The sequence below is a fragment of the Streptomyces sp. NPDC101234 genome (assembly GCF_044767525.1).
GTDB lineage: Bacteria > Actinomycetota > Actinomycetes > Streptomycetales > Streptomycetaceae > Streptomyces > Streptomyces sasae.
The window spans coordinates 174,525-199,550 of the sequence record NZ_JBIWOA010000010.1 but is presented as its reverse complement, the minus strand read 5'-3'; the positions used below and the strand labels follow the sequence as shown (position 1 = coordinate 199,550).

Below are 25,026 nucleotides of genomic sequence, written 5' to 3'. Positions count from 1 at the left end.
CGCTTTATTGGGCAGACGTGGTGCGCCTTCGGTGGGTAGAACACCCCTGATGACCACGACCCTGCGGCCGACCGAGCCGCTCCAGCACGGGGCCGACGGGGCGCTTTCCCGCCGCTTTCAGGTGTGCGTGAACAGCCGGCCCGTCGGCACCCTCCACCTGGGCACCTCACCGAACCTCGGTGCTCGGGTGGCCCACATCCTCGACCTGCGTATCGAGGAACCCGACCGCCGCCGGGGCCGGGGCACGGTGGCCGCGCTCGCCGCGGAGGAGGTGGCGCGCGGCTGGGGCTGCCGGCAGATCGAGGTGTCCGTGCCCGCCGCCGCGCAGCCGGCGCTGCGTCTCGCCGAGGCGCTCGGCTACGTCCTGCGCAACCGGGGCATGTCGAAGGAACTGGGCGACACCCCGCCCGCCCTCCCGGCGGGCAGCCGGGGCCGTGACATGACCGGGGCCGAGTACGAGGCATGGATCGCGTACGAGTCCGAGCACTACGCGCGCGTGTGGATCGAGCTGGGCGTGCCCGAAGCCGAGGCGTACGAGAACTCCCGGGTCGGCCACGAGAAGCTGCTGCCGCGGGGGCTCGCCACGGAGGGCATGCGGTTCAGCGTCCTCGATCACGACGGCACGCGCGTCGGCGTCCTGTGGGTGGCCTTCCGCGAGGACAAGGCCTGGGTGTACGACGTCGAGACCGACGCCGCCCACCGTGGTCACGGGCACGGCCGCACTCTCATGCTGCTGGCGGAGAACCAGGTGATCGCCACCGGCGGGCGGGTCCTCGGCCTCAACGTCTTCGCCGGCAACACCCCGGCCGAGCGGCTCTACGAGTCGCTGGGATACACCACCATGACGTACGTCCTGTGCAAGGACCTGATCTGAGGTCCGGGGAGGGACCTGGTCCGAGGTCCGGGCAGGGACCTGGTCCGAGGTCCGGTCATTCCCGCTCGGCCAGCAGCCGGTCCGCGATCTCCGCCACCCGCTCGCGCAGCCCCTCCTGGCTCTTGCCGCCGTCGAGGCGCTCGCCGCCGATGACATAGGTCGGGGTGCCGGTCACGCCGATGGCCTTGCCCTCGGCCTGGTCGGCGTCGACGATCAGGATGTGCCGGCCGTCGACCAGCGCGGTGTCGAACTCCTCGGCGTCCAGGCCCAGTTCACGGGCCACCTCGACCAGGAAGGGCTCGCCCCCGCGGTCCAGTTCCTCGACCCGGCCGAGGACCGCCTCGACGTACTCCCAGCCCTTCCCCTGCTCCAGAGCCTCCTCGGCGGCCTGCGCGGCGGCGAAGGCGTGCTTGTGCTTCTCCAGGGGGAAGTGCCGCAGCCGCAGCTCCAGCCGGTCGCCGTACCGGGCACGCAGGGCGCGGAGGTCGTCCAGGGCGCTGCGGCAGTCGGGGCACTGGAGTTCGCACCAGACGTCGAGGACCGGGGCGTCGGTGTGTGCGGGGGAGTCGTTCATGGCGACCAGTCTTCCAGGCCGGGCTCCGTCGACCCAATCGAGACGGCGGGCAGTCGGCGGGCGGCCGGTGGCGGCTCGTGGCGGCCGGTGGCCAGGTGGGGGTGCAACTCGTCCCTGGGGTGGAGGAGACCCGGAGAGGACCCCGAGATGCCCCTGATTGTCGGGCGCGGGCATGGATCGTGCGGGCCGGGCGGTGCACGATGGAAGGGGCGGAGCGCGCGCCCGTCGCCCCGACCGACCCAGCCCGCCAGGAGGACCGGATGATCGCCGAGACAGTCTGTTCCGCCGTGTCCGTGGCAGGCCTGGGCATCGCCGCGGTCACCGCCTACCGCAAGCGGTATCTGGCAGCGGCCCGTATCGCCGCCTACTCACTCGTGCCCGTCGGCCTGGTCATGACGGGAGTGGTCGGCTGGCTCGCCGACACGGCGTTCAGCCCCACCGCTTGGGCCGGGTTCGCTGTGCTCGGCGCGGCCTGGGGCCTGTTCGCCGTCACCCGTGCCGTGGAGCGCAGGCGCGGCGGCACCCGGGCGGAGCGCAAGGCGGCCGCCCGCGGGGCCCGGAGTGACGCCGTCGCCCCGACCGCCTCGGCCCCGTCCCTCGGCCCCGCCACCCGTCCGGCGGCCAAGCCCGTGGCGGCGCCCCGCAGCACCGGCTCGGGCGACGACTTCAGCGACATCGAGGCCATCCTCAAGAAGCACGGAATATGACACTCCGCGGCCGCGGGCACGGCGCGGGGAGGCGCTGCCCGCGCCGCGGGGCACGGCGCTGGTCAGCCCGGTCGCGGGCGCATGAATATGACAGTCACATGAGGCATTGAAACGACACAGTGTGCACGCGGCGCGCGCGGAAGCGTTCAGGGGGTGACCGGAAGCGGACCGGACATCACGGAATTCAGCGAACTCCCGTCCATTCCGCGTGTGTTGATCGCGCAGCGGGTGCCAGCTGGGTCATCATCACCGCGAGATGCTGGACACGAAACAGAGCGAGGCCGCGCCGCCGAAGGACGAGCCCCGCGGGTGCCTCTTCGCCCTTTCCCAGCCACCGCTGATGATCTTCCTAGCGGTGATCGGGTGTCTGCTCCTCATGGCTGCGCTGCACGACCTGCTGTGGCTATGAGCCGTACCCGCCCGTCCCGGCGCCACCCGCCGGGACAGGCGTCGGCATCGACCAGCTCCTACGCCTGCCGATCCTCGGACGTCCGGCATCCCCTCGCCGGCATCCCCTCTCCGGCGTGCGCCGGGAGATCAACCCGTCGCCTCCTTGCGGCGTGCCCGGTATGCGGCGACATGCAGACGGTTTCCGCAGGTCCGGCTGTCGCAGTAGCGGCGCGAGCGGTTGCGGGAGAGGTCCACGAAGGCACGCCGGCAGTCCGGGGCCTCGCAGCGGCGCAGCCGCTCCTGTTCCCCGGCGACGACGAAGAACGCCAGCGCCATCCCGCCGTCGGCGGCGAGGTGGTCGGCCACTGAGGCACCGGGCGCGAAGTAGTGCACATGCCAGTCGTAGCCGTCATGGTCGGTGAGCCGGGGGGTGGTGCCCGCGGCCGCGACCAGTTCGTTGACCAGTGTCGCGGCGGTCCGGGCGTCCGGGGCGGCGAAGATTCCCGCGAACCGCCCGCGGATCTTGCGCACCGCAGACAGATCGAACTCCGACAGCAGACCCACATCGCTGATGTCGTGCGTTCGTACGAAATCCTGGAGAGCCGGGACATCGAGGAGTCCGTCCGCTGCCGTGTCGTCCTCCGGCGCGGTGTTCACCAGATCCACCACGACGTCTAGGGCACGCCGGGTGTCGTGGGTGATCAGCACGTTTCGCTCCCTGGCCTGGGGGTCGGGCGGGCGCCCGCCGATGGTGGCCGATGGTAGCGACATCCGGGCGCGCCGCACCGTGCTCTGCCCCACTGGCGGCTGTCCCGTGGGACAGTCACCGCCCGCCGGAGGTTCCCGCCGGAGCAGGACGCGCAGGCGCAGGGCACGCCGGAGCAAGGCACACCGGCGCCGCCCCGTGACCGAACACGGTGGCGGCGCCGGTGCTGCCGTATGCGGTTGTCTAGGCCCGAGCCGTCTCCCCGAGTGGACGGCGCCGGGCGGCTTTCAGGGGCCGCGCCCTAGCTCTCCGCCAGAATGTGCGAGAGCTCCTGATCGAGATCGAAATGCCGGTGTTCCGTGCCGGGCGGCACGGCGGCGTCAGTTCGCTTCAGGAAGGACTCCAGGGCCCGCGCCGGGGCCTCCAGCAGAGCCTCGCCCTCCGGAGAGCTCAGGGCGATGCAGACGACGCCCTGACCGTGACTGCGGGACGGCCAGACGCGGACGTCGCCGGTGCCGGTGGGGCGGTGCAGCCCCTCGGCGAGGAGGTCGCGGGCGAACACCCACTCGACGGTTTCCTCGGCTCCGGTGTGGAAGGTGGCGTGCACGGCGTAGGGGTCGGCCGTGTCGTACCGCAGGCCTGCGGGGACAGGCAGGGAGGACTCGCTCGACACAACGAGGCGCAGGTGCAGCTCGCAGCTGACCGTGGTGTTCATAAGCGCCAGGGCCTTTCGCTCAGTGTGCGCTCGGGGATTCGCACGTCGGCGAAATCGACATGCCACCTACGGTGCCGTTGTAAACCCCTCTGAGTGTTTTGCGTGTGTTTACGTAACTCTTCCGGCCGAGAACCGGTACGGGAGCTACGACCATTCCGGTGACCGGAAACGCTCGGGTAGGGTTTGGTCGTATGAATACGGGGAGTAACGAACCGGGCGAGGTCGCTGCGGCCTCGGACGGGAGTGAGGTGGACGGGACGACGACGGACGGGGCACGTGCCGAGCAGGGGCTCGGATCGCGGGCGCCCGCATTCATCAAGGCGCGCCGGGTACTGCACCTGAGCTGGCAGGCCGGGGTCTTCACGGTCGGCCTCGCGGTCGTGGTCACGGGCATCATCCTGCTGCCGTTGCCCGGTCCCGGCTGGGTGGTCATCTTCGGCGGCATGGCGATCTGGGCGACCGAGTTCGTCTGGGCCCAGCTGGTGCTCCGCTGGACCAAGCGCAAGGTCACGGAGGCGGCCCAGAAGGCCCTCGATCCCAGGGTGCGCCGCCGCAACATCGCGCTCACCACGGTCGGCCTGGTGATCGTCGCCGGCCTGGTCGGGGTCTACCTCTCCAAGTTCGGCATAGTGATGCCCTGGAAGATCGAGGAGTGACCCGGCCGCCGGCCGCGGGCCCCCGGCGACTGGTCGGGGGCACCCCCTGACATGGGGTAATGTTCTTCCTGCGCCCGGGCGATTAGCTCAGTGGGAGAGCGCTTCGTTCACACCGAAGAGGTCACTGGTTCGAACCCAGTATCGCCCACCCGGAACTGCGGCCCACCTGCGAAAAGCAGGTGGGCCGCAGTCGTTCGAGGCCCGGCGGCCGGGCGAGTGGCTGCGACGGCGGCCGCCTGGGCGGCGCGCCCCGCTGCCGGCCGGTGAGGCTCACGTATGGGCGGTGCGGGCCGGGTACGGCCGACGAGGATCGCCTACGGGCGGTGAGGGCCGGGCACGGGTGCGGACAGGTTTCACAGGGCCAGGGGAGCGGTTTGGCGGGCCCGGTCCCGCCGTCCAGCGGGGGAGCGGCCAGACGTGGGGCGGAGGCAAGCGGGGGACGGGGAGATCGGACGCGGCTCGTCGTCGGTGCGCGATGCGGAAGATTTCCTGCTCGGCCCTGCCCGGGGCACCTTCTCGGTCGGCTGATGCGCCGGCCGTAGTGGTCGGAGGTTTCGCCCTGCCGCCCGCCTCCACATCGGATCCGTCCCCCGTTCTCGCCCCCTCTCCGCCGCATCCTCGATGCGCGGTCCGAGCGGCCTGCGCCCCTCCGAGCCGCTCGCCCCCGAACCACTCATCGAAGCCAAGCCGTAACCCCACCCACGGCAGGCCGCCTCACGTTCGACCACCCGACCGCAAGCCCCCCACCTGCGACGTCACCCACCCCACAGCCCCCGCGCCCTCGCCCACCGCGCCGTTCCGCAGCCCCCGGTCACAAGAAATTCCTGTCCGAATCATTGACGCCTCACCGGGCCCTCCGTAACTTGTGCCAGCAAGCGCTTACTTGAAACGATTCATGCGAGCGGCGGCGACCGCTGCGGGGAGGGGCCCGACTGTGGGAACCAGCAGGAATGTGGAGAGGCGGACCATCCTGAAGGCGGCCGGTGCCTCGGCGGCCGTGCTAGGGCTCGGGGCGACGACGGCGTGTGGTGGCGACAGCGGCTCCGGGGACGGAACGGTGACGATCCGTTACTCGTGGTGGGGCGCCGACGAGCGGGCGAAAAAGATCAATCAGACCATCACTCTCTTCGAGAAGAAGTATCCGAAGATCAAGGTGAAGACGGACTTCCAGGACTATCAGTCCTTCTGGGAGAAGTTCCAGACGCAGGCTGCCGGCGGAAATCCCCCGGACGTTTTCCAGAATGCCGTCGGATTTCTTCGGAAGTACGACAAGAGAGGAATTCTGCTCGACCTCAACTCCCAGGTGAAGGCCGGTAATCTGAGCCTGGATCACTTCCGCGCGGGCGTCACCAAGGTCGGCGAGGTCGACGGCAAGCAGCTCGGCGTTCCCGTCGGCTCGAACACCATGGCGCTGGTCATCGACAAGAAGGTGTTCGAGAAGGCGGGCGTGGACCCGCAGACCGGCTGGACCTGGGACGAGTACTTCAAGGCCCTGAAGACCATCCACGACAAGACGAAGATCGCGGGCGACACGGGCTACTTCTCCATCATGTACCTGTACGACCTGTACCTCCGCCAGAACGGCAAGGCCTTCTACACCAAGGACGGACTCGGCTTCGACAAGGCCGATCTGACGGAGTGGTGGCAGGACGGCTACAGCCGCGTCAAGGCGGGCATCGTCACCGACCCGAAGATCGTCGAGCAGGACAAGCCCAAGTCCTCCCTCTCCGCAGGGCATGCGGCCTCCGAGTTCACCTGGGACAACTTCACCGTCCGCTACTCGGCGGAGGGCACCAGCACCTACGGCCTCGGCCCGATCCCGACCACCGACGGCAAGCACACCGGCCAGTACCTCGCCTCCCTGATGCTGAGCGGTTCCGCCCGCAGCGCGCACCCCAAGGAAGTCGCCCAGTTCATCGACTTCATGGTCCACGACCCCGAGGTCGGCAAGATCATGGGCTACGACCGGGGCATTCTGGCGAGCGCCGAGCAGTACGCGGCGTTCCAGCCGACCGACACGGTCAGCAAGGAGATCGCCCAGTACGAGGACGACACCGCCAAGGCCGGTGTCCTCGGCACGATCACCCCGCACCCCTCCGGCGCCGACACCATCGAAGCCGCCTTCCTGCGCATCGGCGGCGACATGTCGCTGGGCAAGACCAAGGTCTCTGACGCGGTGAAGCAGTTCTTCTCCGAGTCCGAGGCCGCCTTCCAGGCCTGACCAGTCCGATAGTCCGATGGGAACTGCCGTGACGCTCGTCAAGGACTCCGCTCCCGCCGCCCGCAGGGCACGCCCCGCCGCCCCCACCAGGCTGCGGCGGCGGGGCCGCCGGGAGAACCTCGCCGGCTACCTCTTCATGTCCCCGTGGATCGCGGGCTTCCTGCTGCTGACCGCGGGCCCGATGGTCGCCTCGCTCTACTTCGCGTTCACCGACTACAACCTCTTCAACACCCCGAAGTGGGTCGGCCTCGACAACTTCACCCGGATGTTCGACGACCCGCGGTGGCAGAAGTCGGTCGAGGTGACGGCGAAGTACGTGGTCATCGGCACCCCGATCAAGCTGCTGCTCGCCCTCGGCGTCGCCCTGCTGCTCGCCCAGAGCCGCCGCGGCCAGGCCTTCTACCGGGCCGCCTTCTACGCCCCCTCGCTGATCGGCGCGAGCGTCTCGGTCGGCTTCGTCTGGCGGTCGCTCTTCTCCGACGGCGCCATCATGGACCGTACCCAGTCCTTCCTCGGCTTCCACGTCGGCGGCTGGGTCGGCAACCCGGACTGGATCCTCTACAGCCTGGTCGCCCTGACGGCATGGCAGTTCGGCGCCCCCATGGTCATCTTCCTGGCCGGACTCAAACAGGTCCCCAGGGAGCTCTACGAGGCCGCCGAGATGGACGGAGCCGGGCCGTTCCGCAAGTTCTGGAACATCACCCTGCCGATGATTTCCCCGGTGCTGTTCTTCAACGTGCTCCTGGAGACCATCCACTCCTTCCAGATCTTCGGCTCGGCCTATGTCGTCTCCAACACCCAGTGCGGCCCGGCCGACGCCACGCTCGTCTACACCTGTTACCTCTACCAGCAGGGCTTCAAGAACGCCCAGATGGGCTTCGCCGCCGCGATGGCCTGGATGCTGCTGCTCGCCGTGGCCCTGGTGACGGCCGTCCTCTTCTGGTCCCAGAAGAAGTGGGTGCACTACGAGGAGGACGCCCGATGAGCGCGACCACCACGACCACCACGACCGGCTCCGAACCGTCCCTGCTGAACCGCCGCCGGAGCGGATCCCTGGCCTGGCACCTCGGCGCCCTGCTGGTCCTCGCGGTCATCCTCTACCCGGTCGTCTGGGTGATCGGCGCCTCGTTCAAGCCCAGCAAGGACATCGTCAACAGCCTCACGCTGTTCCCGGCCCACCCGATCCTGTCCAACTTCAAGGGACTCGCCGACGGCATAGCGGATGTCTCGATCTGGACGTTCTTCCAGAACTCCCTGTTCTACGCCGTCGGTGCCGTCGTCGGCGTGCTGATCTCCTGCTCGCTCACCGCCTACGCCTTCGCGCGCATCCGGTTCGCCGGCCGCAACCTGCTCTTCTCGCTGATGATCGGCACGCTCCTGCTGCCGTACCACGTGCTGCTGATCCCGCAGTACGTGATGTTCCAGAAGCTGGGCTGGATCAACACCTACGCCCCGCTGCTCATCGGCAAGTACCTCGCCACCGAGGCGTTCTTCGTCTTCCTGATGGTGCAGTTCATGCGCAACCTGCCCAGGGAACTGGACGAGGCGGCCCGGCTCGACGGCTGCGGACACTTCCGTATCTACTGGTCGATCGTGCTGCCGCTGTGCAGGCCCGCCCTCATCACCAGCGCGATCTTCACCTTCATCAACGCCTGGAACGACTTCATGGGCCCGCTGATCTATCTCAACGAGCCCGGCAAGTACACGGTCTCCCTGGGCCTGATGATGTTCCGCGACTCCGACGGCGTGGCCGCCAACTACGGCGGGATGATCGCCATGTCCCTGGTCGCGCTGCTGCCCGTGCTGCTGTTCTTCCTCGCCTTCCAGCGCTATCTGATCGACGGAATGGCGACCTCCGGACTGAAGGGCTGATGACGTCGTGGCCGACGTGCGCACCAAGCCGTCCGTCTTCACGGAGAAGTTCGGCGTCTTCGCCGAGTGTCTGCTCACCGGGGTGTGGATCGCCGTCGCCTCGCTGGGCGTGGTGACCTACCCGGCCGCCTTCGCCGCCGGTGCCAGGCATCTGCGCCGCCGTACCGGCCACGTGGCCGGCGGCTGGCGGGAGTTCGTCGCGGACCTCCGCGTCGCCGTGTGCGGCGGCTGGGTCGTCGGGCTCGTCGGCTGGGGTGCGATGGCGGTCGCCTGGGTGGACGTCCAGGCCGTGCGCGCCGGACTGCCCGGCGGACCGCTCGTGGGGGCCGTCGGCCTGTTCGCGGTGATCGGCCTCATGGTCACCGGGCTCCGTGCGGCGGCCGTCTGGACGCCCGGCGACCGCTGGCGCACCCTGCTCGCGGCGGCCGGCCGCCGTACCGTCCTGGACCCCGGCGGATCCTTCCTGCTCGTCGGGGGAGCGGTCCTCGTGGTCTGCTCCGCCCTGCTCATCGCACCGCTGGCGGTGCCCGTACTGGGCGCCGTCGCGGCGGCGGCCGTCGCGGTGGAGGAGCGCCACCGCCGCCGCTGACCGGCCTCTCATCAGGGGCGGCGCCTGCGGCGCCGTACCTCTCTCTGTCATGCCCCTGACCACTCTGCACTCGCACGGAAAGGAAAGGCGGAAACATGTCTCCCATCCCCCGCAGGTCCCTTCTCAAGGCGGCCGCCGTGGCCGGCGCCGCCGCCCAGTTCAGCTGGGCGCTGGGAACGAAGGAAGCGCAGGCCGCGCCCAGAGCCGAGGCCGCCGACGCGGACCCGGTGACCCTGGACTGGCTGGAGGACGGCGGCCTCGGCGCCGCGCCCGGCTCGACCGTCGGTGTGCCCTGGCCGATGGGCGCGTTCCAGGAGGACCAGACCTTCGCGCTGACGGACGAGGACGGCAAGGACGTGCCCGTCCAGTCCTGGCCGATCGCGTACTGGCCGGACGGCTCCCTCAAGTGGAGCGCCCACGCGGTCAGTTCCGGGAACGGGAAGCTCACGCTCGCGGCGGGCGACGCGGCCGCGCCCGACAAGAAGGTCACCGTCGACAGGAGCGGCGGCACCATCGACGTGTCCACCGGCGTGATCGCGGTGAAGATCGGCAAGAACGGCTCCACGATCATCAAGTCCGTCACCCGGGGTTCCACCGAGATCGCCGGGAACGGGCGGCTGGTCCTCATCCGCCAGCCCGAGGTCGAGGACGAGGACCAGGGCACGGTCAAGACCGAGCGCTTCGACGGCGCGATCGACTCCGTCACCGTCGAACAGGACGGCCCGGTCCGCGCGGTCGTCCGCATCGACGGCAAGCACCGCAAGGGAAGCCGCAGTTGGCTGCCGTTCTCGATCCGGCTCTACTTCTACGCCGGCGCCGACTCCTTCCGCATGGTCCACACGATCACCTACGACGGCACCCAGGAGCCGGGCAAGGCCAGTGGTGACTTCATCCGCGGGCTCGGCGTCCGCTTCTCCGTGCCGATGCGCGACGAGGCCTACGACCGGCACATCCGGATCGGGGGTGAGGGAACCGGCCTGCTGCGGGAGGCCGTCCAGGGCATCACCGGACTGCGCCGCGACCCGGGCGCGGCCGTGCAGACGGCCCAGTACGCGGGTCAGAAGCTGCCCGACCCGTCCACCTGGGACCAGCGCGTCACCACCCGCCTCCAGTACATCCCGCACTGGGGCGACTACACCCTCTCCCAGCTCTCCGCCGACGGGTTCACGCTCCGTAAGCGCACCAGGAAGGGGTACGGCTGGATCGCGGCCGGCGGCGGCAAGCGGGCCTCCGGATTCGGGTACGTGGGCGGCGCGAGCGGCGGATTCTCCTTCGGGCTCAGGGACTTCTGGGAGAAGTTCCCGGCCCAGCTCGACATCCGCGACGCCCACACCGACGCGGCCGAGGTCACCCTCTGGCTCTGGTCGCCCGAGGCCCAGCCGATGGACCTGCGCTTCTACCACGACGGCATGGGCCAGGACACCTACGCCGAACAGCTCGAAGGCCTCAACATCACCTACGAGGACTACGAGCCGGAGTTCGGCACCCCCTACGGCATCGCCCGTACCTCGGAACTGCTGTTCTGGGCCAACGAGTCGACACCGACACCCGAGGCGCTGGCCGACCAGGTCGACGCGGTCCGGGTGCTCCCGCAACTCACCGCCCCGCCCAAGCAGTTGATCAAGGCCAAGGTCTTCGGTCCGGGCCTGTTCGCCGAGCCCGACCGCTCCACCGCCGCCAAGGCGAAGATCGAGGACCACCTCGACTTCCTCTTCACCTACTACAAGGACCAGGTGGAGCAGCGCCGTTGGTACGGCTTCTGGGACTACGGCGACTTCATGCACACCTACGACACCGTGCGCCACCAGTGGCGGTACGACATCGGCGGCTACGCCTGGGACAACTCCGAGCTCTCGCCCGACCTCTGGCTCTGGTACGCGTACCTGAGAAGCGGGCGCTCCGACATCTTCCGGTTCGCCGAGGCGCTGACCCGGCACACCGGCGAGGTCGACGTCTACCACATCGGCCAGTGGGCGGGCCTCGGTACCCGGCACGGCGTACAGCACTTCGCGGACAGCGCCAAGCAACAGCGCATCTCCAACACCACCTACCGGCGCTTCTACTACTTCCTCACCGCCGACGAACGCGTCGGCGACCTCATGGCCGCCAACGTCGACTCCGACGAGACCTTCCTCGTCCTCGACCCGCTGCGCAAGGTCCGCACCGACCCCTACACCCCCGACCGGCACGCCCTGTCCATCGGCTTCGGCACCGACTGGAGCGGCCTGGTGTCGGCCTGGCTCACCGAGTGGGAACGCAAGGGCCCGAAGTGGGAGAAGGCCAAGGCGCGCGTCCTGTCGACCATGGAGGGCATCGCCGCCCAGCCCAACGGCTTCGTCCAGGGCAGCGGCCTCTACGACCTCGACACCGGCAAGTTCGCCACCGCGGCCACCCCGGTGGTCTCGGTCTCCCATCTCTCCGCGGTCTTCGGCCTCAACGAACTCTGCGCCGAACTCATCTACCTGGTCGACATGCCGAAGTTCGACGAGGTGTACTTCGACTACTGCCGCTACTTCAACGCCACCAAGGCCGAACAGGCGGCACGCTACGGCTCCAACTTCGGCACCCTGCTGCTCTTCCAGGGCCACTCGCGGCTCGACGCCTACGCCGCCGTACAGACCGGTGACGAGACGCTGGCCAAGCGCGCGTGGACGAAGTTCTACGGTTCCGACGGCTACACGGAGTCCTCGCCGTGGAAGACCGAGGCACTGTCCGGCCCGGTCACGCTCGTCGCGGGCAGCGAGGCGAGCTGGGTGTCCTCCAACGACACCGCGCTGTACGGGCTCGCGGCCATCGAGAACCTGGCCCTGCTGGGCGACAAGATGCCCTCGTGAGCAGGTGAGAAGGGGAGCGCCGTCGCACGGGCGGCGGCGCTCGCATCCCTGAGTGTGGTCCAGGTCACCCCGTGCGGCATGAGTACGCGTACTCAGGCCCGGCACCCGGGCAGACTCCGCCCATGGACTGGACCCACTACCGCTTCCTCAGCCGGTGGCCGCTGCCCTTCGGGACCACGGCCGTCTTCCAGGCGCTCGAACGAGTCGAGGGCTATCCCGACTGGTGGCCCCAGGTGCGTTCGGTGACCCGCCTGAACGACACCACGGGCGTCATCACCATCCGTTCCGTCCTGCCGTACGACATGACCTTCACCGCCCGCGAGACGCGGCGAGAGCCCGAGGCCGGCGTGCTGGAGATCGAGATGAGCGGCGACATCAGGGGCTGGGCCCGCTGGACGGTCACCGCCGACGGCGCCGGCACGCTCGCTCGTTACGAGCAGGTCGTCGAGGTCGAAAAGCCGCTGCTGCGACGACTGGCCGTCCCCGGGCGGCCGTTCTTCCGCCTCAACCACCTGCTGATGATGCGGTCGGGACGACGGGGACTGCTCAGGCACCTGCAAGCCGTTTGAACGAAACGCGCCCGTCCCTGTATTGTTCACTGCGTTCCCGGGCGATTAGCTCAGTGGGAGAGCGCTTCGTTCACACCGAAGAGGTCACTGGTTCGAACCCAGTATCGCCCACCGCCGGGAAGGCCGGTCCGCATCAGCGGGCCGGTCTTTTTCGTGTGCGCTGAACAACTTTGTGTCTGCTGTGCTTCTTGAGGGGGGTCTCATGAGCAGTGGGGAAGACAAGGGAAAGAGAAGACGGGGGAAGGTGACGTCCGTACGACGGCGCCGGGTGCGGGGGCTGATCGTCGTCGTCATCGTCCTTGTCGTGTTCGGCGGGATCGCCGCCGTCGCGCAGGCCCTGTCGAACAAGGAGCGGGTCACCTCGATGTGGGTCGGCGCCGAGATCCGCGCCGACGGCAGCGCCCGGATCACCGAGGTCATCGACTACGACTTCGGGCACTCGGGGGACTCCCACGGCATCTACCGGGACGTGCCGGGCGATCCGTTCGAGGACTCCGAGAGCGTGCACGTCGGCATGGACGGCCACAAGGTCCCCTACGAGGACACCTACGGCGACTTCTACCGGGACGAGAAGGGCGAGCGGCAACTCGCCGACCGACTGAAGATCGGCGACCCCGACCGGCTGGTCAGCGGAATCCACCGCTACCGCGTCCAGTACGTGCTCCCCGACGTGGTGAAGGGCCGCAAGCTCGCCTGGGACGCCGTCGGCACCGGCTGGAAGGTCGACCGGGCGAACGTCGAGATCCATGTGGTGGACACGCACGGGCTCACCGGTCTGCGGTGTGTGCACGGTACATGGGACGACGGAAAGCCCTGCACGGCCACGCAGGACGAGCCGGGGCATCTCGTCGTCAAGCTCGACAAGCTCAGCGGCCACGAGGGACTCACCCTCTACGCCACGGCCGACAAGGCCAGGACGGTCACCGAGGCGCACCTGCCGGCAGCGCCCTCCGGGAAGGCCGTCGGCACGACCCTGCCGCATCCGTTGCGCAACGGCGGGATCTTCCTTGCCGTCGCGCTGGCCTGTGCGGCGCTGACCATGGGCACGCTGCGGTTCCTCGGGCGCGATCGCATGGCGGACGACGAGGGGCGGGTGCGGCGCGTCGAGATCGAGCGGCTCGCCCGCACGGTCACCCCGACCGCCACGCCGCCCGACGACCTGACCCCGGCCCAGGGCGGCATCCTGCGCATCGAGGCGGTCAAGGACCAGCACAAGGTGGCCTGGCTGCTGACCGCCGCGACCGACGGACACATCGCCATCGAAGGAGACGATCGGAATCCGGTCCTGCGGCGGTGCGATGCCGACGGTCCGCGGTCGAACCGAGAGGTCCGGGACACACTGGACAAGATCTTCAGCGGCCGCACCACCCTTGCCCTCGGAACGCGCGATCACTGGTTCAGGGAGGGCTGGGAGGACCTCTCGTGGAAGCTGGAGAGCTGGCGCAGGGGAAGCGACCTGTGGGACAGGTCCGCCACGAAGCGTGTCCTCGGGTCGGGCGCGGCCGATCTCGCCGTGGCGTTTCTCGGCTTCGTCCTCGCGATCACCGGCGGCATCCTGAGTGGGCGCCGACTGGCGGCCGGACTGCCCGTCCTGCTGGTGGGCGCCGTCGCCGCCGGCGTCGGTGTCGGTGTGCTGGCCCGCACCTGGGAACTGGACCGGCGCACCCCGCGCGGCACCGCCCGCTGGCTCCAGGTCGAGGCGTTCCGGCGCTATCTGGCCGACCCGTCCAGCTGCCCCGGCGAACTGCCCGTCGGCGAGCGGGCGGACCGGTACTCCGCCTGGGCGGTGGCCCTCGGCGTGGACTCCGCATGGGAACAGGCCATCAGCGCCACGACGTCGACAACGACAGCCGGCCGGCGCTTCTCCCTCGACTTCACCGACGTCCTGCTCACCGCAGTCGTCCTCTCCGCCGCGAGTCCGCCGTCGAGCTCCGGTGGCGGCGGTTCCAGCGGGGGCGGTTCCTCCTCCGACGGCGTCGGCGGTGGTGCCGGCGGCGGAGGCGGCGGTTCCTGGTGAAGTGACAGGCGGGGCGCCAGGGTCGGCGCCCCGCCCCTCACGCCGCCGTCGGCATTTCCGGCCGCAGTGGCCAGTCCTGGTTCACCGTCTCCGGTGTGCCGCTGCGCGTGAACCACGCCTGAAGGCCACGCGCCTGGGCCGCGTGCCACGTCGTCTGCAGCGTGTGCAGCTCGGCCGGGGTCAGGCGCTCCAGCCGGGTCGCGAAACGGCGGCCCAGCGCCCGTACGACTTCCAGGGCCGCGAGCGCGTCCGCGCCCGCGTCGTGCGCACCCTCCAGGGTGACCTCGTAGTGCGCGCACAGGTCGGTCAGGGTGCGGCGGCCCTTGCGGTAGCGGTCCAGATGCTTGTCCAGGACCCGGGGGTCGAGCACGAGCAGCGGGCTCGCCTCGAACCAGCGGTCCAGCGACGACGCCCGGTGGCGGCGCAACTCGCGGTCCAGCAGGGTCAGATCGAACGGCGCGTTCATCACCACCAACGGGCGGCGCATCGCCGCGTGTTCGGCCAGTTCCTCGGCTATCTCGTGCATCACCGGCGCCGGCCAGCGGCCGTTGCGCTGCAGATGCTCGTCCGTCAGCCCGTGCACCGCCGTGGCGCCTTCCGGCACCGGCACGCCCGGGTTCACCAGCCAGCGGGTCGCCCTCGGCCGGGTGCCCGGGGCGTCCTGGACGACGACGGCGGCCGACACGATCCGGTCGGTCTCGACATCAACGCCCGTGGTCTCCGTGTCGAAGGCGGCCAGGGGCCCCTCGTACCAGCACGTCATGTCCACACAACTCCTCGTTCACCCACGGCAGGTGACGTTCCGTCTTCTGCCTGTTTGGTGATACCCGGGCCGTTTGCGACGTACGCCGGAAGGACACAACAGGAGTGCGGGTCTTTGCAGTTCAGCGGCCCGCCACGGGGAAACTCTTTGGCTGGGAAGGCTGTTGGTCATGGCGATAGCGCAGCCCGAACGGGGCGGGCTGCTGCCCGAACGTACGGGCCCCCATCGCGGCACACTCGCGACCACCGCCTGCATGGAGACACTGCAGGTGGGCTATCTGCATGCCGTCGCGGCGGCGGCCGGCTGCTCGCTGTCCCAGCCGTTTCCGGACAACGGCATCGACTGGCACGTCAGCCATGGCTCGCCCGGTCACACCGTCGACGACGAGGTGACCATAAAGGTGCAGCTCAAGTGCACGTACCAGATCGCGCCCAACCCGCCGGGACGTTTCTTCTCCTTCACGCTCGACAACGACCACCTGCGCAAGCTCGCCCGCACACCGGTGTCGGTGCACAAGATCCTGGTGGTGATGCTGGTCCCGCGCTCCCAGGACGACTGGCTGCGCGCCAGCCACGACCGGCTCGATCTGCGCCACTGCTGCTACTGGGTCAACCTGGCAGGGCACCCGATCACCGGCCGCCACCGGACCACCGTGCGGGTCCCGACCTCGCGCATCTTCGACGACCGGGCGCTCTGCGAGATCATGACGCGGGTCGGGACGGGAGGACGACCATGAGGCACCGTCCGTACGAGGAGCAGCTGCGGGAGGTCAGGCCGCATCCCGACGATCTCCACGGGCCACACTGGAACCATCCCCCCGAGCCCGCCGACGTCGACCCGGCCGTGCTCGGCGCCCTGCTGCGCCGGCACGGCTGGCAGCGGCGCGGGGGAGCACCGGGACGGTACGGCCGCTGGACCCCACCCGGGCCGGGCAACACCGGCACCAGCCTGCTGGTACCCGAGAGCCGCGCCTTCCCGGACAGTGACGACCTGCTCGGGGAGGCGCTCACGGCTCTGGTGCGCAGCGGTACGCCCGCCGCGCGTGAGGTGCTGGTGGGGCTCGCCGTGCCCAGCGACGAGATCCGCTGGTGGCGGGACGTGCCCAGCGGGCCGGCGGACACCGCGTCCTGGACCGTCGAGGAGCAGCTGCGCACCGCCGCCCGGCAGACCCTGCTGGCCGGGGCGCTCGCCACCCGCGCGCGGGCCGGTTACTACGGCGCCCGCCACAAGCGCGCGGCCGCCGCGCTGCTGGAGTCCGTCCTCGTCGGCTCGGCGGAGGGCGGGCGCGGCCTGGCCGCCTTCGTGCCCGTGGGCACCGGCCGGCCCCTCGCCGTCCGCCTCCACCAGGCCCTGTACGCGGCCCGCGAGGCCATCGACTACCAGCGGGCCACCGGCGGCATGGACGCCTTCGACGGAGCCGTCGAGGCCGGCGTGAGCCGCGAACTGACCGACGCCCTCGTCACGCTGGTGCGCGGGACCGAAGGGGCCCGCATCTCCGTGGAGTGGGCGCCGGGCGCCGGGGTCCCCGACGACTGCGCGGCCACCACCGAGCCCGTCGAGTTCTCGCCCGGCGACCTGCCCGTGCTGCGCGAGGCCGGAGCCCGCTATCTGCGCGAGGAACCCTCCGTCGCGGTCCGCGTCACCGGAACCGTGGTCCGGATGCGCCGCTCCGACCCGCGCGGCGAGGGCGCGGTCCGGCTGCGGGTGATCGCCGGGGCCGAGGTGCCGTACGTCCGGCTCACCCTCGACGAGGAGGACTACCGGATCGCCGGGCAGGCCCACCTCGTCGGACTCCCGGTGCGGGTGCACGGCCGCCTGGAGAGCCGGGGCGGCTTCCGCCGGCTGTCCGGCGCCTCCGGGGTCGTACCGGTGCAGGTGGAGGAGGCCGACCGGGACCGGCTGCTGAAGTCCCTCCAGGAGAACCTCGACTTCTTCGAGGAAGCCTGCCACGGGGACGACTGCGACTGACCGGGAACGGCGCTTCACAAAGTGTGACCGTTTCGCAGTCGGCGGGGCCGGGTCGGTACGATCCGGTATTGCGCGCGCTCCTGGTACGGCGCCCGCATTCGTCTTCAGTCAGGAGAGACCGGTGTCAGACGTCCGTGTGATCATCCAACGCGATTCCGAGCGGGAAGAGCGCGTGGTGACGACGGGCACTACGGCCGCCGAGCTCTTCGCCGGCGAGCGCTCGATCGTCGCCGCCCGGGTGGCCGGTGAGCTCAGGGACCTCGCGTACGAGGTGAAGGACGGCGAGACCGTCGAGGGCGTCGAGATCTCGTCCGAGGACGGTCTCAACATCCTGCGCCACTCCACCGCGCACGTCATGGCCCAGGCCGTCCAGGAGATCTTCCCCGAGGCCAAGCTGGGCATCGGCCCGCCGGTCAAGGACGGGTTCTACTACGACTTCGACGTGGCGAAGCCGTTCACGCCCGAGGATCTCAAGGCCATCGAGAAGAAGATGCAGGAGATCCAGAAGCGCGGGCAGAAGTTCGCCCGCCGCGTGGTCACCGACGAGGCGGCCCGCGAGGAGCTGGCGAACGAGCCGTACAAGCTGGAACTGATCGGCCTCAAGGGCTCGGCGTCGAGCGACGACGGCGCGGATGTCGAGGTCGGCGCCGGTGAGCTGACGATCTACGACAACCTGGACGCCAAGACCGGCGAGCTGTGCTGGAAGGACCTCTGCCGCGGCCCGCACCTGCCGTCCACCCGCCTGATCCCGGCGTTCAAGCTGATGCGCAACGCGGCCGCCTACTGGCGCGGCAGCGAGAAGAACCCGATGCTCCAGCGCATCTACGGCACCGCCTGGCCGTCCAAGGACGAGCTGAAGGGGTACCTGGACTTCCTCGCCGAAGCCGAGAAGCGCGACCACCGCAAGCTGGGCAACGAGCTGGACCTGTTCTCCATCCCGGAGCAGATCGGCTCCGGCCTCGCCGTCTTCCACCCCAAGGGCGGCATCGTCCGCCGCGTGATGGAGGACTACTCGCGCCGCCGGCACGAGGAGGAGGGCTACGAGTTCGTCTACACCCCGCACGCCACGAAGGGGAAGCTCTTCGAGACGTCCGGGCACCTGGACTGGTACGCCGAGGGCATGTACCCCCCCATGCAGCTCGACGAGGGCGTGGACTACTACCTCAAGCCCATGAACTGCCCGATGCACAACCTGATCTTCGACGCGCGCGGCCGGTCCTACCGTGAACTGCCGCTGCGCCTCTTCGAGTTCGGGACCGTGTACCGGTACGAGAAGTCGGGTGTCGTGCACGGCCTGACCCGGGCCCGCGGCTTCACCCAGGACGACGCGCACATCTACTGCACCAAGGAGCAGATGGCGGAGGAGCTCGACAAGACGCTCACCTTCGTCCTGAACCTGCTGCGCGACTACGGCCTCACCGACTTCTACCTGGAGCTCTCCACCAAGGACCCGGAGAAGTTCGTCGGCTCCGACGAGGTCTGGGAGGAGGCCACGGAGACGCTCCGCGCGGTCGCCGAGAAGCAGGGCCTCCCGCTCGTCCCCGACCCGGGCGGCGCCGCCTTCTACGGGCCGAAGATCTCCGTGCAGGCCAAGGACGCCATCGGCCGCACCTGGCAGATGTCGACCGTCCAGCTCGACTTCAACCTGCCCGAGCGCTTCGACCTGGAGTACACCTCCGCGGATGGCTCCAAGCAGCGCCCGGTGATGATCCACCGCGCCCTGTTCGGCTCCATCGAGCGGTTCTTCGCGGTCCTCCTGGAGCACTACGCGGGCGCCTTCCCGGCGTGGCTGGCGCCGGTACAGGCGGTGGGCATCCCGATCGGGGACGGGCACGTCGAGTACCTGCAGAAGTTCGCCGCCGAGGCGAAGAAGAAGGGCCTGCGGGTCGAGGTCGACGGCTCCTCGGACCGTATGCAGAAGAAGATCCGCAACGCCCAGAAGCAGAAGGTGCCCTTCATGGTCATCGCGGGCGACGAGGACATGGCGGCCGGTTCGGTCTCCTTCCGCTACCGCGACGGCTCGCAGGAGAACGGCATCCCGTTCGACGAGGCCATCGCCAAGATCGTGAAGGTGGTCGAGGAGCGGACCCAGGTCTGACCCCGCCCGGCTTCGAAGGGGCCCTCGGAGATCACTTCTCCGGGGGCCTCCGCTCTTCGTCGCCCCGCGAGAACCGCTGCATCAGGAACGACGAGAACGACCCCGTGACCGTGCCCAGCAGTGCCAGACCACAGGCCATCAGCCCCACCGCGATGATCCGGCCCGTGGCGGTCACCGGGACGAAATCGCCGTAGCCGACGGTCGAGAGGGTTTCGCAGGTCCACCAGAGGGAGTCGCCGAAGGTCCGGATCGTGGCGCCGGGAGCGGAGCGTTCGGCCTGGTAGACGGCGAGCGCACCCGCGAAGCCCAGCAGCGAGATCGACAGCGCCGAGTACGACGCCACGCGCGCGTGCAGCCCCATCCGGGGCTCACCGTGCCGGCGCTGCATCGCCTCGTACGTCCGCACGATCCGCAGCGGCCGCAGCAGGGGCAGCACCAGGACGAGGGATTCCAGCCAGTGCCGTCGTACGAACCCCGGCCCCTCGCCGCTGAGCCGCCAGCGCACCGCGTAGTCGACGGCGAACATCGCCCAGGTCCCGTAGGTCAGTGTCAGGAGGACGTCGTGTACGGCGTCGGGCAGGTTCGGCTCCAGCACATGCACCGCGTACGAGCCCAGGAAGACCAGTGACGCGATACCGAGAGGGAGGTCGGTCCCGCGATCCCAGCGGTCCAGCCGGCTGCCGTCGTCCATCCGCCCAGCTTCGCCGTCGACCGGGTTCCCGCGGCCCCGGCGACACGCCGCGAACGGGCGAAGCCATATGCTGCCTAGCATGACGAGTGAGCCGGAACAGCAGATCGGAGTGGGGACGCAGGACGCGTTCCAGCGCCTGTGGACGCCCCACCGGATGGCCTACATCCAGGGTGAGAACAAGCCGACCGGCCCGGGGGCCGACGACGGCTGTCCCTTCTGCTCGATCCCGGCCAAGTCCGACGAGGACGGGCTGATCGTCCGGCGCGGTGAGCACGTCTACGCGGTGCTCAACCTCTACCCGTACAACGGCGGCCACCTGATGACCGTCCCGTACCGCCATGTCGCCGACTACACGGACCTGACGGGCCCGGAGACGGCCGAGCTGGCCGAGCTGACGAAGCAGGCGATGACCGCGCTGCGCACCGCGTCCGGCGCCCACGGCTTCAACATCGGCATGAACCAGGGCTCGGTGGCGGGCGCCGGTATCGCGGCCCACCTGCACCAGCACATCGTGCCCCGGTGGGGCGGCGACACGAACTTCATGCCGGTGGTGGGCCACACGCGTGTGCTGCCGCAGCTGCTGGCCGACACCAGGAAGATGCTGGCCGAGGCTTGGCCGACAGAACATTGAGCAGCCCGTCTGGGGGTGCCCCTCCGGGGGAGTTTGAGGACGAGGCCGTTCAGGCCGAAGCGGGGGTCTGGGGGCGGCAGCCCCCAGGGCCGCACACCGAGCCGCACCCGCCACTTCGGCCGAACCGCCGGAGGCTCACGCGTCGTACTTGTCGGCCTTCTTCGGTGACGCCTCCTGGACCGCCCCGCTGAGCGATCCCGCCCGCGCGTTGAACTTGTCCATGTTGACGTCGTGGTCCTGGAGCACGGTGAACGCGGCCCGGTGCACCGCACGCAGTATCGGCGTGGCCGCGCGCAGCGCGTCGTCGGCCATGAAGCGGTGGTTCCAGGGCTGGTCGGCCCAGGCGTGCCGCAGGCCGAACGGCTCGGGCAGGCCTATGGAACCGCCGAGCCACTTCAGCAGCGGCGGGTACCAGCTGAGCGTCGCCCGTGCGGCGAGCCGGACCACCTCGTCCGGGGTGACCAGCGGCAGCTTGATGGTCCGGGTCTCCCAGAACTTCACGGTCTTGGCGACCGTCTTGGTGGGTGCCTCCGGCTTGCCGCTGAAGAACCCGCTGAGCGGGCCCAGGGCGTGTCCGGTGACCTCGATGCGGAGGGTCTCCTTCAGCACGGTCACGGTGACCATCATCGTGATGATCAGTTCGCCGTTCCAGAGGTTCGGCCACTGCACGCCCAGATAGTGCCGCTCGCCCTTGTCGAAGTGGTTGTTGTTGCAGATCCGCTCCACGTCACCGGGGCCCACCTTGTAGTCCCCGTCGGGCCGGGACACCGCCTTGGCGCCCTCTCCGACATGGGTGACGATCCAGTGCTTGACCTGCGGTTCCGGGAAGCCGCCGGTCTTCAGGTGCTGCCGGTGCAGCACGCTCAGTTCCTTCTCGACCTCCCGGATGACCGTCCACGCGCGGAACTCGTGCACGCCCTTGACCGGGTCCAGAGGGACCAGTTCCTCCGCGAGGTGCCAGGAGCCCCAGCGGGTGCCCATGCCGAGTATGCCCTTGGAGCCGGCGTAGAAGACCGAGTTGGACTGCTGCTCGGCGCTGAGCCGGGCCAGCGACTGGCGCAGCTGCTCGGCCGCCGCCTGGTCGGGGCTGGTCGGCACCGCCTCGGGGACCTTCGCGCCGACGCTGCCGCCGGAGAGCAGGCCGTCCCAGGCCGCGCGCAGGCTCTGTGCGGTGCTCTCGCACAGCCGCTTGGCCAGGTACCAGCCGACCACGGGGAGCACGATGCAGCCGCGTGCGTACCACCCCCAGAAGCCGGTGAGCGGCATCCGGATCAGGAAGATCACCGCGAGGACGCCGACGGCGGCCAGCAGGGCGCTGCCGAGCCCGGAGACCCGCTTGTTGCCGTTCTTCAGCATGGTGGCGCGGAGCTGGAAGACCAGCAGCCAGACCGCCAGGCCGGGCAGGAAGAGCACACCGAACAGGAACATGACGGCGGTCAGCCGCTGGTCGCGCTCCTTGCGGATGCGGTTGGCGGCGAGGCAGTGCTCGACGACCACCTGGGGCTCGCTGCCGAAGGACTGGATCAGCGGCTTGCGGCCGACGCCCAGCATGCGGTCGATGACCGCCTGGGAGTACGCCTCACCGAAGTTGGGCCGGAAGATCTTCGCCCACTTGCGGCCCTCGTTGACCGTGGACTGGTGCCACTCGTTGTCGGCCTTCTTGATCTCCTCCATGGGTGTGTCCCGGTAGGCCGCCGAGGCCAGGGCATAGGTCGGGGCCTGCGCCTCGCCGCCCGGCCTGGGCACCTGTGGCCCGAAGAAGTCCTCGAAGCTCATTCCCGCCCCCACTTGCCGCCGTCCCGCTCCTGCGGCCTTCCCGACTTCCGTACTCCGCACACCTGTTGATCAAGTACTCAGAGTATCCCCAGCCACCGACAACCGTCGGCGGACGGCCGAAGCCGCCCGCCGAACACCTGTGTTGTCGACTACCGGATCAACTAGGAGGCCTCCTTCACCTGTTCGCGGATCTTCTCGGCGATCTGCGGCGGCATCGGCTCGTGCCGTGCGTAGGAGCGGCTGAACCGGGCCGTGCCGTGCGAGAGGGAGCGCAGGTCGACCGCGTAGCGGCCGATCTCGAACTCGGGCACCTCGGCCTTGACGAGGGTGCGCCCGCCGCTGGTCTGCTCGGTGCCGAGGACCCGGCCGCGCCGACCGGACAGATCGCTCATCACCGCGCCCACGTAGTCGTCGCCGACCAGGACGCTCACCTCGGCCACCGGTTCGAGCAGATGGATCTTCGCGTCGGCCGCGGCCTCCCGCAGCGCCAGCGCGCCCGCCGTCTGGAAGGCGGCGTCGGAGGAGTCCACCGAGTGGGCCTTGCCGTCGAGCAGGGTGACCCGCACGTCGACGAGCTGGTAGCCGGCGGCGACTCCCCTGGTGGCCTGGGCCCTGATGCCCTTCTCGACCGACGGGATGAACTGCCGGGGCACCGCACCGCCGACCACCTTGTCGACGAACTCGATGCCCGAGCCGCCCGGCAGCGGCTCCACCTCGATCTCGCAGATCGCGAACTGCCCGTGCCCGCCGGACTGCTTGACGTGCCGGCCGCGCCCGGCGGACTTCCCGGCGAACGTCTCCCGGAGGGACACCTTGTGCGGTACGACATCGACCTGGACGCCGTAGCGGCTGCGCAGCCGTTCCAGGGCGACGTCCGCGTGGGCCTCGCCGAGGCACCACAGCACCACCTGGTGGGTGTCCTGGTTCTGCTCCAGGCGCATGGTCGGGTCCTCGGCGACCAGGCGGGACAGGCCCTGCGACAGCTTGTCCTCGTCCGCCTTGCTGTGCGCCTGGATGGCCAGCGGCAGCAGCGGGTCGGGCATCTCCCACGGTTCCATGAGCAGTGGGTCGTCCTTGCCGGAGAGGGTGTCCCCGGTCTCCGCGCGGCCGAGCTTCGCCACGCACGCGAGGTCACCGGCGATGACGTGCGTGACCGGCCGCTGCTGTTTGCCGAACGGCGTGGACAGGGCGCCGATCCGCTCGTCGACGTCGTGGTCCTCGTGGCCGCGGTCGGCCATGCCGTGCCCGGAGACATGGACCGTCTCGTCGGGGCGCAGCGTGCCGGAGAAGACCCGGACCAGCGAGACCCGGCCGACGTACGGGTCGGACGCGGTCTTCACCACCTCGGCGACCAGCGGACCGTCCGTGTCGCACGGCTTGATCTCGCGTGGTTTGCCGTCGACGGTGGTGACCTCGGGCGTGGGGTGCTCGAACGGCGTCGGGAAGCCGCCGGTGACCAGTTCCAGCAGCTCCACCGTGCCGAGCCCCTGGCGGGCGCCCTCGGCCGCGGGGGCGGCGGCCAGGACGGGGAAGAACGCGCCGCGTGCGACGGCCCGCTCCAGGTCCTCGATCAGTGTCTTGAGGTCGATCTGCTCGCCGCCCAGATAGCGGTCCATGAGCGTCTCGTCCTCGCTCTCCGAGATGATCCCCTCGATGAGCCGGTTGCGGGCCTCGTCGATGTCCGGGAGCTGGTCGGGTCCCGGTTCGGACTCCTTGCGCTCCCCGGAGGAGTAGTCGAACAGCTTCTGCGTGAGCAGCCCGATCAGCCCGGTCACGGGCGCGTGCCCGTCCGGGCCCTGCGGGCCGTGCAGGGGCAGGTAGAGGGGGAGTACGGCGTCGGGGTCGTCGGCGCCGAACGCCTCGGCGCACACCCGGGTCATCTCCTCGAAGTCCGCGCGGGCGGCCTCCAGGTGTGTGATGACGATCGCCCGCGGCATCCCGACCGCCGCGCACTCCTCCCACACCATCCGGGTCGAGCCGTCCACCCCGTCCGAGGCCGAGACGACGAAAAGGGCCGCGTCCGCGGCGCGCAGACCGGCCCTCAGCTCACCGACGAAGTCGGCGTATCCCGGGGTGTCCAGGATGTTGATCTTGATTCCGTTCCAGTCGACCGGTACCAGCGACAGCTGTACGGAACGCTGCTGCCGGTGCTCGATGTCGTCGTAGTCCGAGACGGTGCCGCCGTCCTCCACACGGCCCGCCCGGTTCACTGCTCCCGCGGTCAGCGCGAGAGCTTCCACCAATGTGGTCTTGCCCGATCCGGAGTGGCCGACCAGCACCACATTCCGTACGGACGCGGGGTGGTCGGCCGCCGTAGCCCTGCCGGCGGCTCCGGGGTGTTCCTTGGTCTTGTCGCCCATGGTCTTGCCTCCCGT

The 25,026-nt window shown here is 69.8% G+C and carries 22 protein-coding genes and 2 tRNA genes; 17 read left to right on the top strand and 7 right to left on the bottom strand.

The features are described from left to right. Positions 1-49: 49 nt before the first annotated feature. Positions 50-874 (top strand): GNAT family N-acetyltransferase, encoded by an 825-nt coding sequence (locus tag ACIRR9_RS20180; protein ID WP_403753463.1) that lies wholly within the window; start codon positions 50-52, stop codon positions 872-874. Positions 875-929: 55 nt separating this feature from the next. Here the strand turns inward: ACIRR9_RS20180 and ACIRR9_RS20175 are convergent, their stop codons facing one another. Further along, complete coding sequence (locus tag ACIRR9_RS20175; protein ID WP_403753460.1) at positions 930-1,448, bottom strand: DsbA family protein; 519 nt, start codon at positions 1,446-1,448, stop codon at positions 930-932. Between the two features lie 260 nt (positions 1,449-1,708). On the opposite strand from ACIRR9_RS20175, the gene ACIRR9_RS20170 reads away from it, so the two are divergent. Then, positions 1,709-2,155 (top strand): hypothetical protein, encoded by a 447-nt coding sequence (locus ACIRR9_RS20170; RefSeq protein WP_403753457.1) that lies wholly within the window; start codon positions 1,709-1,711, stop codon positions 2,153-2,155. 256 nt (positions 2,156-2,411) lie between these two features. Then, positions 2,412-2,564 (top strand): hypothetical protein, encoded by a 153-nt coding sequence (locus ACIRR9_RS20165; protein ID WP_167450005.1) that lies wholly within the window; start codon positions 2,412-2,414, stop codon positions 2,562-2,564. 128 nt (positions 2,565-2,692) lie between these two features. Here the strand turns inward: ACIRR9_RS20165 and ACIRR9_RS20160 are convergent, their stop codons facing one another. Continuing rightward, a complete protein-coding gene (locus ACIRR9_RS20160) occupies positions 2,693-3,253 on the bottom strand; it encodes a CGNR zinc finger domain-containing protein (RefSeq protein WP_123978477.1) in 561 nt (186 codons plus the stop codon). A 299-nt stretch (positions 3,254-3,552) separates the two neighbouring features. Beyond that, positions 3,553-3,966 (bottom strand): SsgA family sporulation/cell division regulator, encoded by a 414-nt coding sequence (locus ACIRR9_RS20155; RefSeq protein WP_004002642.1) that lies wholly within the window; start codon positions 3,964-3,966, stop codon positions 3,553-3,555. Between the two features lie 191 nt (positions 3,967-4,157). Between ACIRR9_RS20155 and ACIRR9_RS20150 the strand changes: the two genes are divergently transcribed. The 10 genes from ACIRR9_RS20150 to ACIRR9_RS20105 all read left to right on the top strand — a co-directional run bounded on the left by ACIRR9_RS20150 (position 4,158) and on the right by ACIRR9_RS20105 (position 14,724). Beyond that, positions 4,158-4,622 (top strand): TIGR02611 family protein, encoded by a 465-nt coding sequence (locus ACIRR9_RS20150; RefSeq protein ID WP_403753453.1) that lies wholly within the window; start codon positions 4,158-4,160, stop codon positions 4,620-4,622. A 76-nt stretch (positions 4,623-4,698) separates the two neighbouring features. Further along, positions 4,699-4,770: transfer RNA gene (locus ACIRR9_RS20145), tRNA-Val, on the top strand. Positions 4,771-5,556: 786 nt separating this feature from the next. Next, entirely contained in the window at positions 5,557-6,843 is a 1,287-nt protein-coding gene (locus ACIRR9_RS20140; RefSeq protein ID WP_403753450.1) for an ABC transporter substrate-binding protein, read from the top strand. A gap of 16 nt (positions 6,844-6,859) precedes the next feature. Further along, complete coding sequence (locus ACIRR9_RS20135; RefSeq protein ID WP_403753447.1) at positions 6,860-7,828, top strand: carbohydrate ABC transporter permease; 969 nt, start codon at positions 6,860-6,862, stop codon at positions 7,826-7,828. Further along, positions 7,825-8,715 carry a carbohydrate ABC transporter permease gene (locus tag ACIRR9_RS20130; protein ID WP_403753444.1) on the top strand — a complete coding sequence of 297 codons (891 nt, stop codon included), beginning with the start codon at positions 7,825-7,827 and terminating at the stop codon, positions 8,713-8,715. The genes ACIRR9_RS20135 and ACIRR9_RS20130 overlap by 4 nt, the downstream gene beginning before the upstream one ends. Before the next feature lie 7 nt (positions 8,716-8,722). Further along, complete coding sequence (locus tag ACIRR9_RS20125) at positions 8,723-9,304, top strand: hypothetical protein (protein ID WP_403753441.1); 582 nt, start codon at positions 8,723-8,725, stop codon at positions 9,302-9,304. A gap of 95 nt (positions 9,305-9,399) precedes the next feature. Further along, positions 9,400-12,138, top strand: a complete 2,739-nt coding sequence (locus ACIRR9_RS20120; protein WP_403753438.1) for a Tat pathway signal sequence domain protein — start codon at positions 9,400-9,402, stop codon at positions 12,136-12,138. Positions 12,139-12,260: 122 nt separating this feature from the next. Continuing rightward, the gene (locus ACIRR9_RS20115) at positions 12,261-12,707 is read left to right on the top strand and encodes an SRPBCC family protein (RefSeq protein WP_403753435.1); all 447 of its coding nucleotides are present in this window, start codon (positions 12,261-12,263) and stop codon (positions 12,705-12,707) included. Between the two features lie 39 nt (positions 12,708-12,746). Beyond that, positions 12,747-12,818 (top strand) — tRNA-Val (locus ACIRR9_RS20110). A 91-nt stretch (positions 12,819-12,909) separates the two neighbouring features. Next, complete coding sequence (locus ACIRR9_RS20105; RefSeq protein ID WP_403753432.1) at positions 12,910-14,724, top strand: DUF2207 domain-containing protein; 1,815 nt, start codon at positions 12,910-12,912, stop codon at positions 14,722-14,724. 37 nt (positions 14,725-14,761) lie between these two features. Here ACIRR9_RS20105 and ACIRR9_RS20100 read toward each other — a convergent pair whose 3' ends face one another. Further along, positions 14,762-15,487, bottom strand: a complete 726-nt coding sequence (locus tag ACIRR9_RS20100; protein WP_365345584.1) for a 3'-5' exonuclease — start codon at positions 15,485-15,487, stop codon at positions 14,762-14,764. Between the two features lie 169 nt (positions 15,488-15,656). Between ACIRR9_RS20100 and ACIRR9_RS20095 the strand changes: the two genes are divergently transcribed. The 3 genes from ACIRR9_RS20095 (at position 15,657) to thrS (ending at position 19,553) form a co-directional block, all read left to right on the top strand. Then, on the top strand, positions 15,657-16,223 hold the full coding sequence (locus tag ACIRR9_RS20095; protein ID WP_093505297.1) for a DUF4365 domain-containing protein: 567 nt from the start codon (positions 15,657-15,659) through the stop codon (positions 16,221-16,223). Further along, complete coding sequence (locus tag ACIRR9_RS20090; RefSeq protein WP_123978488.1) at positions 16,220-17,455, top strand: hypothetical protein; 1,236 nt, start codon at positions 16,220-16,222, stop codon at positions 17,453-17,455. The genes ACIRR9_RS20095 and ACIRR9_RS20090 overlap by 4 nt, the downstream gene beginning before the upstream one ends. 121 nt (positions 17,456-17,576) lie before the next feature. Beyond that, positions 17,577-19,553, top strand: a complete 1,977-nt coding sequence (gene thrS, locus ACIRR9_RS20085) for a threonine--tRNA ligase (protein WP_403753427.1) — start codon at positions 17,577-17,579, stop codon at positions 19,551-19,553. 31 nt (positions 19,554-19,584) lie between these two features. On the opposite strand, the gene ACIRR9_RS20080 is transcribed toward thrS, so the two are convergent. Further along, positions 19,585-20,244, bottom strand: a complete 660-nt coding sequence (locus tag ACIRR9_RS20080) for a potassium channel family protein (RefSeq protein WP_403753424.1) — start codon at positions 20,242-20,244, stop codon at positions 19,585-19,587. Between the two features lie 67 nt (positions 20,245-20,311). Here ACIRR9_RS20080 and ACIRR9_RS20075 point away from each other — a divergent pair, with 67 nt between their 5' ends. Next, complete coding sequence (locus tag ACIRR9_RS20075; RefSeq protein ID WP_384573795.1) at positions 20,312-20,875, top strand: HIT family protein; 564 nt, start codon at positions 20,312-20,314, stop codon at positions 20,873-20,875. A gap of 135 nt (positions 20,876-21,010) precedes the next feature. Here ACIRR9_RS20075 and ACIRR9_RS20070 read toward each other — a convergent pair whose 3' ends face one another. Then, positions 21,011-22,651: a hypothetical protein gene (locus ACIRR9_RS20070; RefSeq protein ID WP_403753421.1), complete on the bottom strand. Its 1,641-nt coding sequence runs from the start codon at positions 22,649-22,651 to the stop codon at positions 21,011-21,013. 161 nt (positions 22,652-22,812) lie between these two features. Further along, entirely contained in the window at positions 22,813-25,011 is a 2,199-nt protein-coding gene (locus tag ACIRR9_RS20065; protein ID WP_403753418.1) for an elongation factor G-like protein EF-G2, read from the bottom strand. Positions 25,012-25,026: the final 15 nt, after the last annotated feature.

Coding starts and splice junctions, on each gene's coding strand:
- ACIRR9_RS20075 (WP_384573795.1), top strand. CDS start 20,312: ATGCTGCCTAGCATGACGAGTGAGCCGGAACAGCAGATCGGAGTGGGG.
- ACIRR9_RS20175 (WP_403753460.1), bottom strand. CDS start 1,448: ATGAACGACTCCCCCGCACACACCGACGCCCCGGTCCTCGACGTCTGG.
- ACIRR9_RS20090 (WP_123978488.1), top strand. CDS start 16,220: ATGAGGCACCGTCCGTACGAGGAGCAGCTGCGGGAGGTCAGGCCGCAT.
- ACIRR9_RS20130 (WP_403753444.1), top strand. CDS start 7,825: ATGAGCGCGACCACCACGACCACCACGACCGGCTCCGAACCGTCCCTG.
- ACIRR9_RS20135 (WP_403753447.1), top strand. CDS start 6,860: ATGGGAACTGCCGTGACGCTCGTCAAGGACTCCGCTCCCGCCGCCCGC.
- ACIRR9_RS20100 (WP_365345584.1), bottom strand. CDS start 15,487: ATGACGTGCTGGTACGAGGGGCCCCTGGCCGCCTTCGACACGGAGACC.
- ACIRR9_RS20105 (WP_403753432.1), top strand. CDS start 12,910: ATGAGCAGTGGGGAAGACAAGGGAAAGAGAAGACGGGGGAAGGTGACG.
- ACIRR9_RS20095 (WP_093505297.1), top strand. CDS start 15,657: ATGGCGATAGCGCAGCCCGAACGGGGCGGGCTGCTGCCCGAACGTACG.
- ACIRR9_RS20120 (WP_403753438.1), top strand. CDS start 9,400: ATGTCTCCCATCCCCCGCAGGTCCCTTCTCAAGGCGGCCGCCGTGGCC.
- ACIRR9_RS20165 (WP_167450005.1), top strand. CDS start 2,412: ATGCTGGACACGAAACAGAGCGAGGCCGCGCCGCCGAAGGACGAGCCC.
- ACIRR9_RS20155 (WP_004002642.1), bottom strand. CDS start 3,966: ATGAACACCACGGTCAGCTGCGAGCTGCACCTGCGCCTCGTTGTGTCG.
- ACIRR9_RS20070 (WP_403753421.1), bottom strand. CDS start 22,651: ATGAGCTTCGAGGACTTCTTCGGGCCACAGGTGCCCAGGCCGGGCGGC.
- ACIRR9_RS20065 (WP_403753418.1), bottom strand. CDS start 25,011: ATGGGCGACAAGACCAAGGAACACCCCGGAGCCGCCGGCAGGGCTACG.
- ACIRR9_RS20115 (WP_403753435.1), top strand. CDS start 12,261: ATGGACTGGACCCACTACCGCTTCCTCAGCCGGTGGCCGCTGCCCTTC.
- ACIRR9_RS20180 (WP_403753463.1), top strand. CDS start 50: ATGACCACGACCCTGCGGCCGACCGAGCCGCTCCAGCACGGGGCCGAC.
- ACIRR9_RS20080 (WP_403753424.1), bottom strand. CDS start 20,244: ATGGACGACGGCAGCCGGCTGGACCGCTGGGATCGCGGGACCGACCTC.
- ACIRR9_RS20150 (WP_403753453.1), top strand. CDS start 4,158: ATGAATACGGGGAGTAACGAACCGGGCGAGGTCGCTGCGGCCTCGGAC.
- ACIRR9_RS20170 (WP_403753457.1), top strand. CDS start 1,709: ATGATCGCCGAGACAGTCTGTTCCGCCGTGTCCGTGGCAGGCCTGGGC.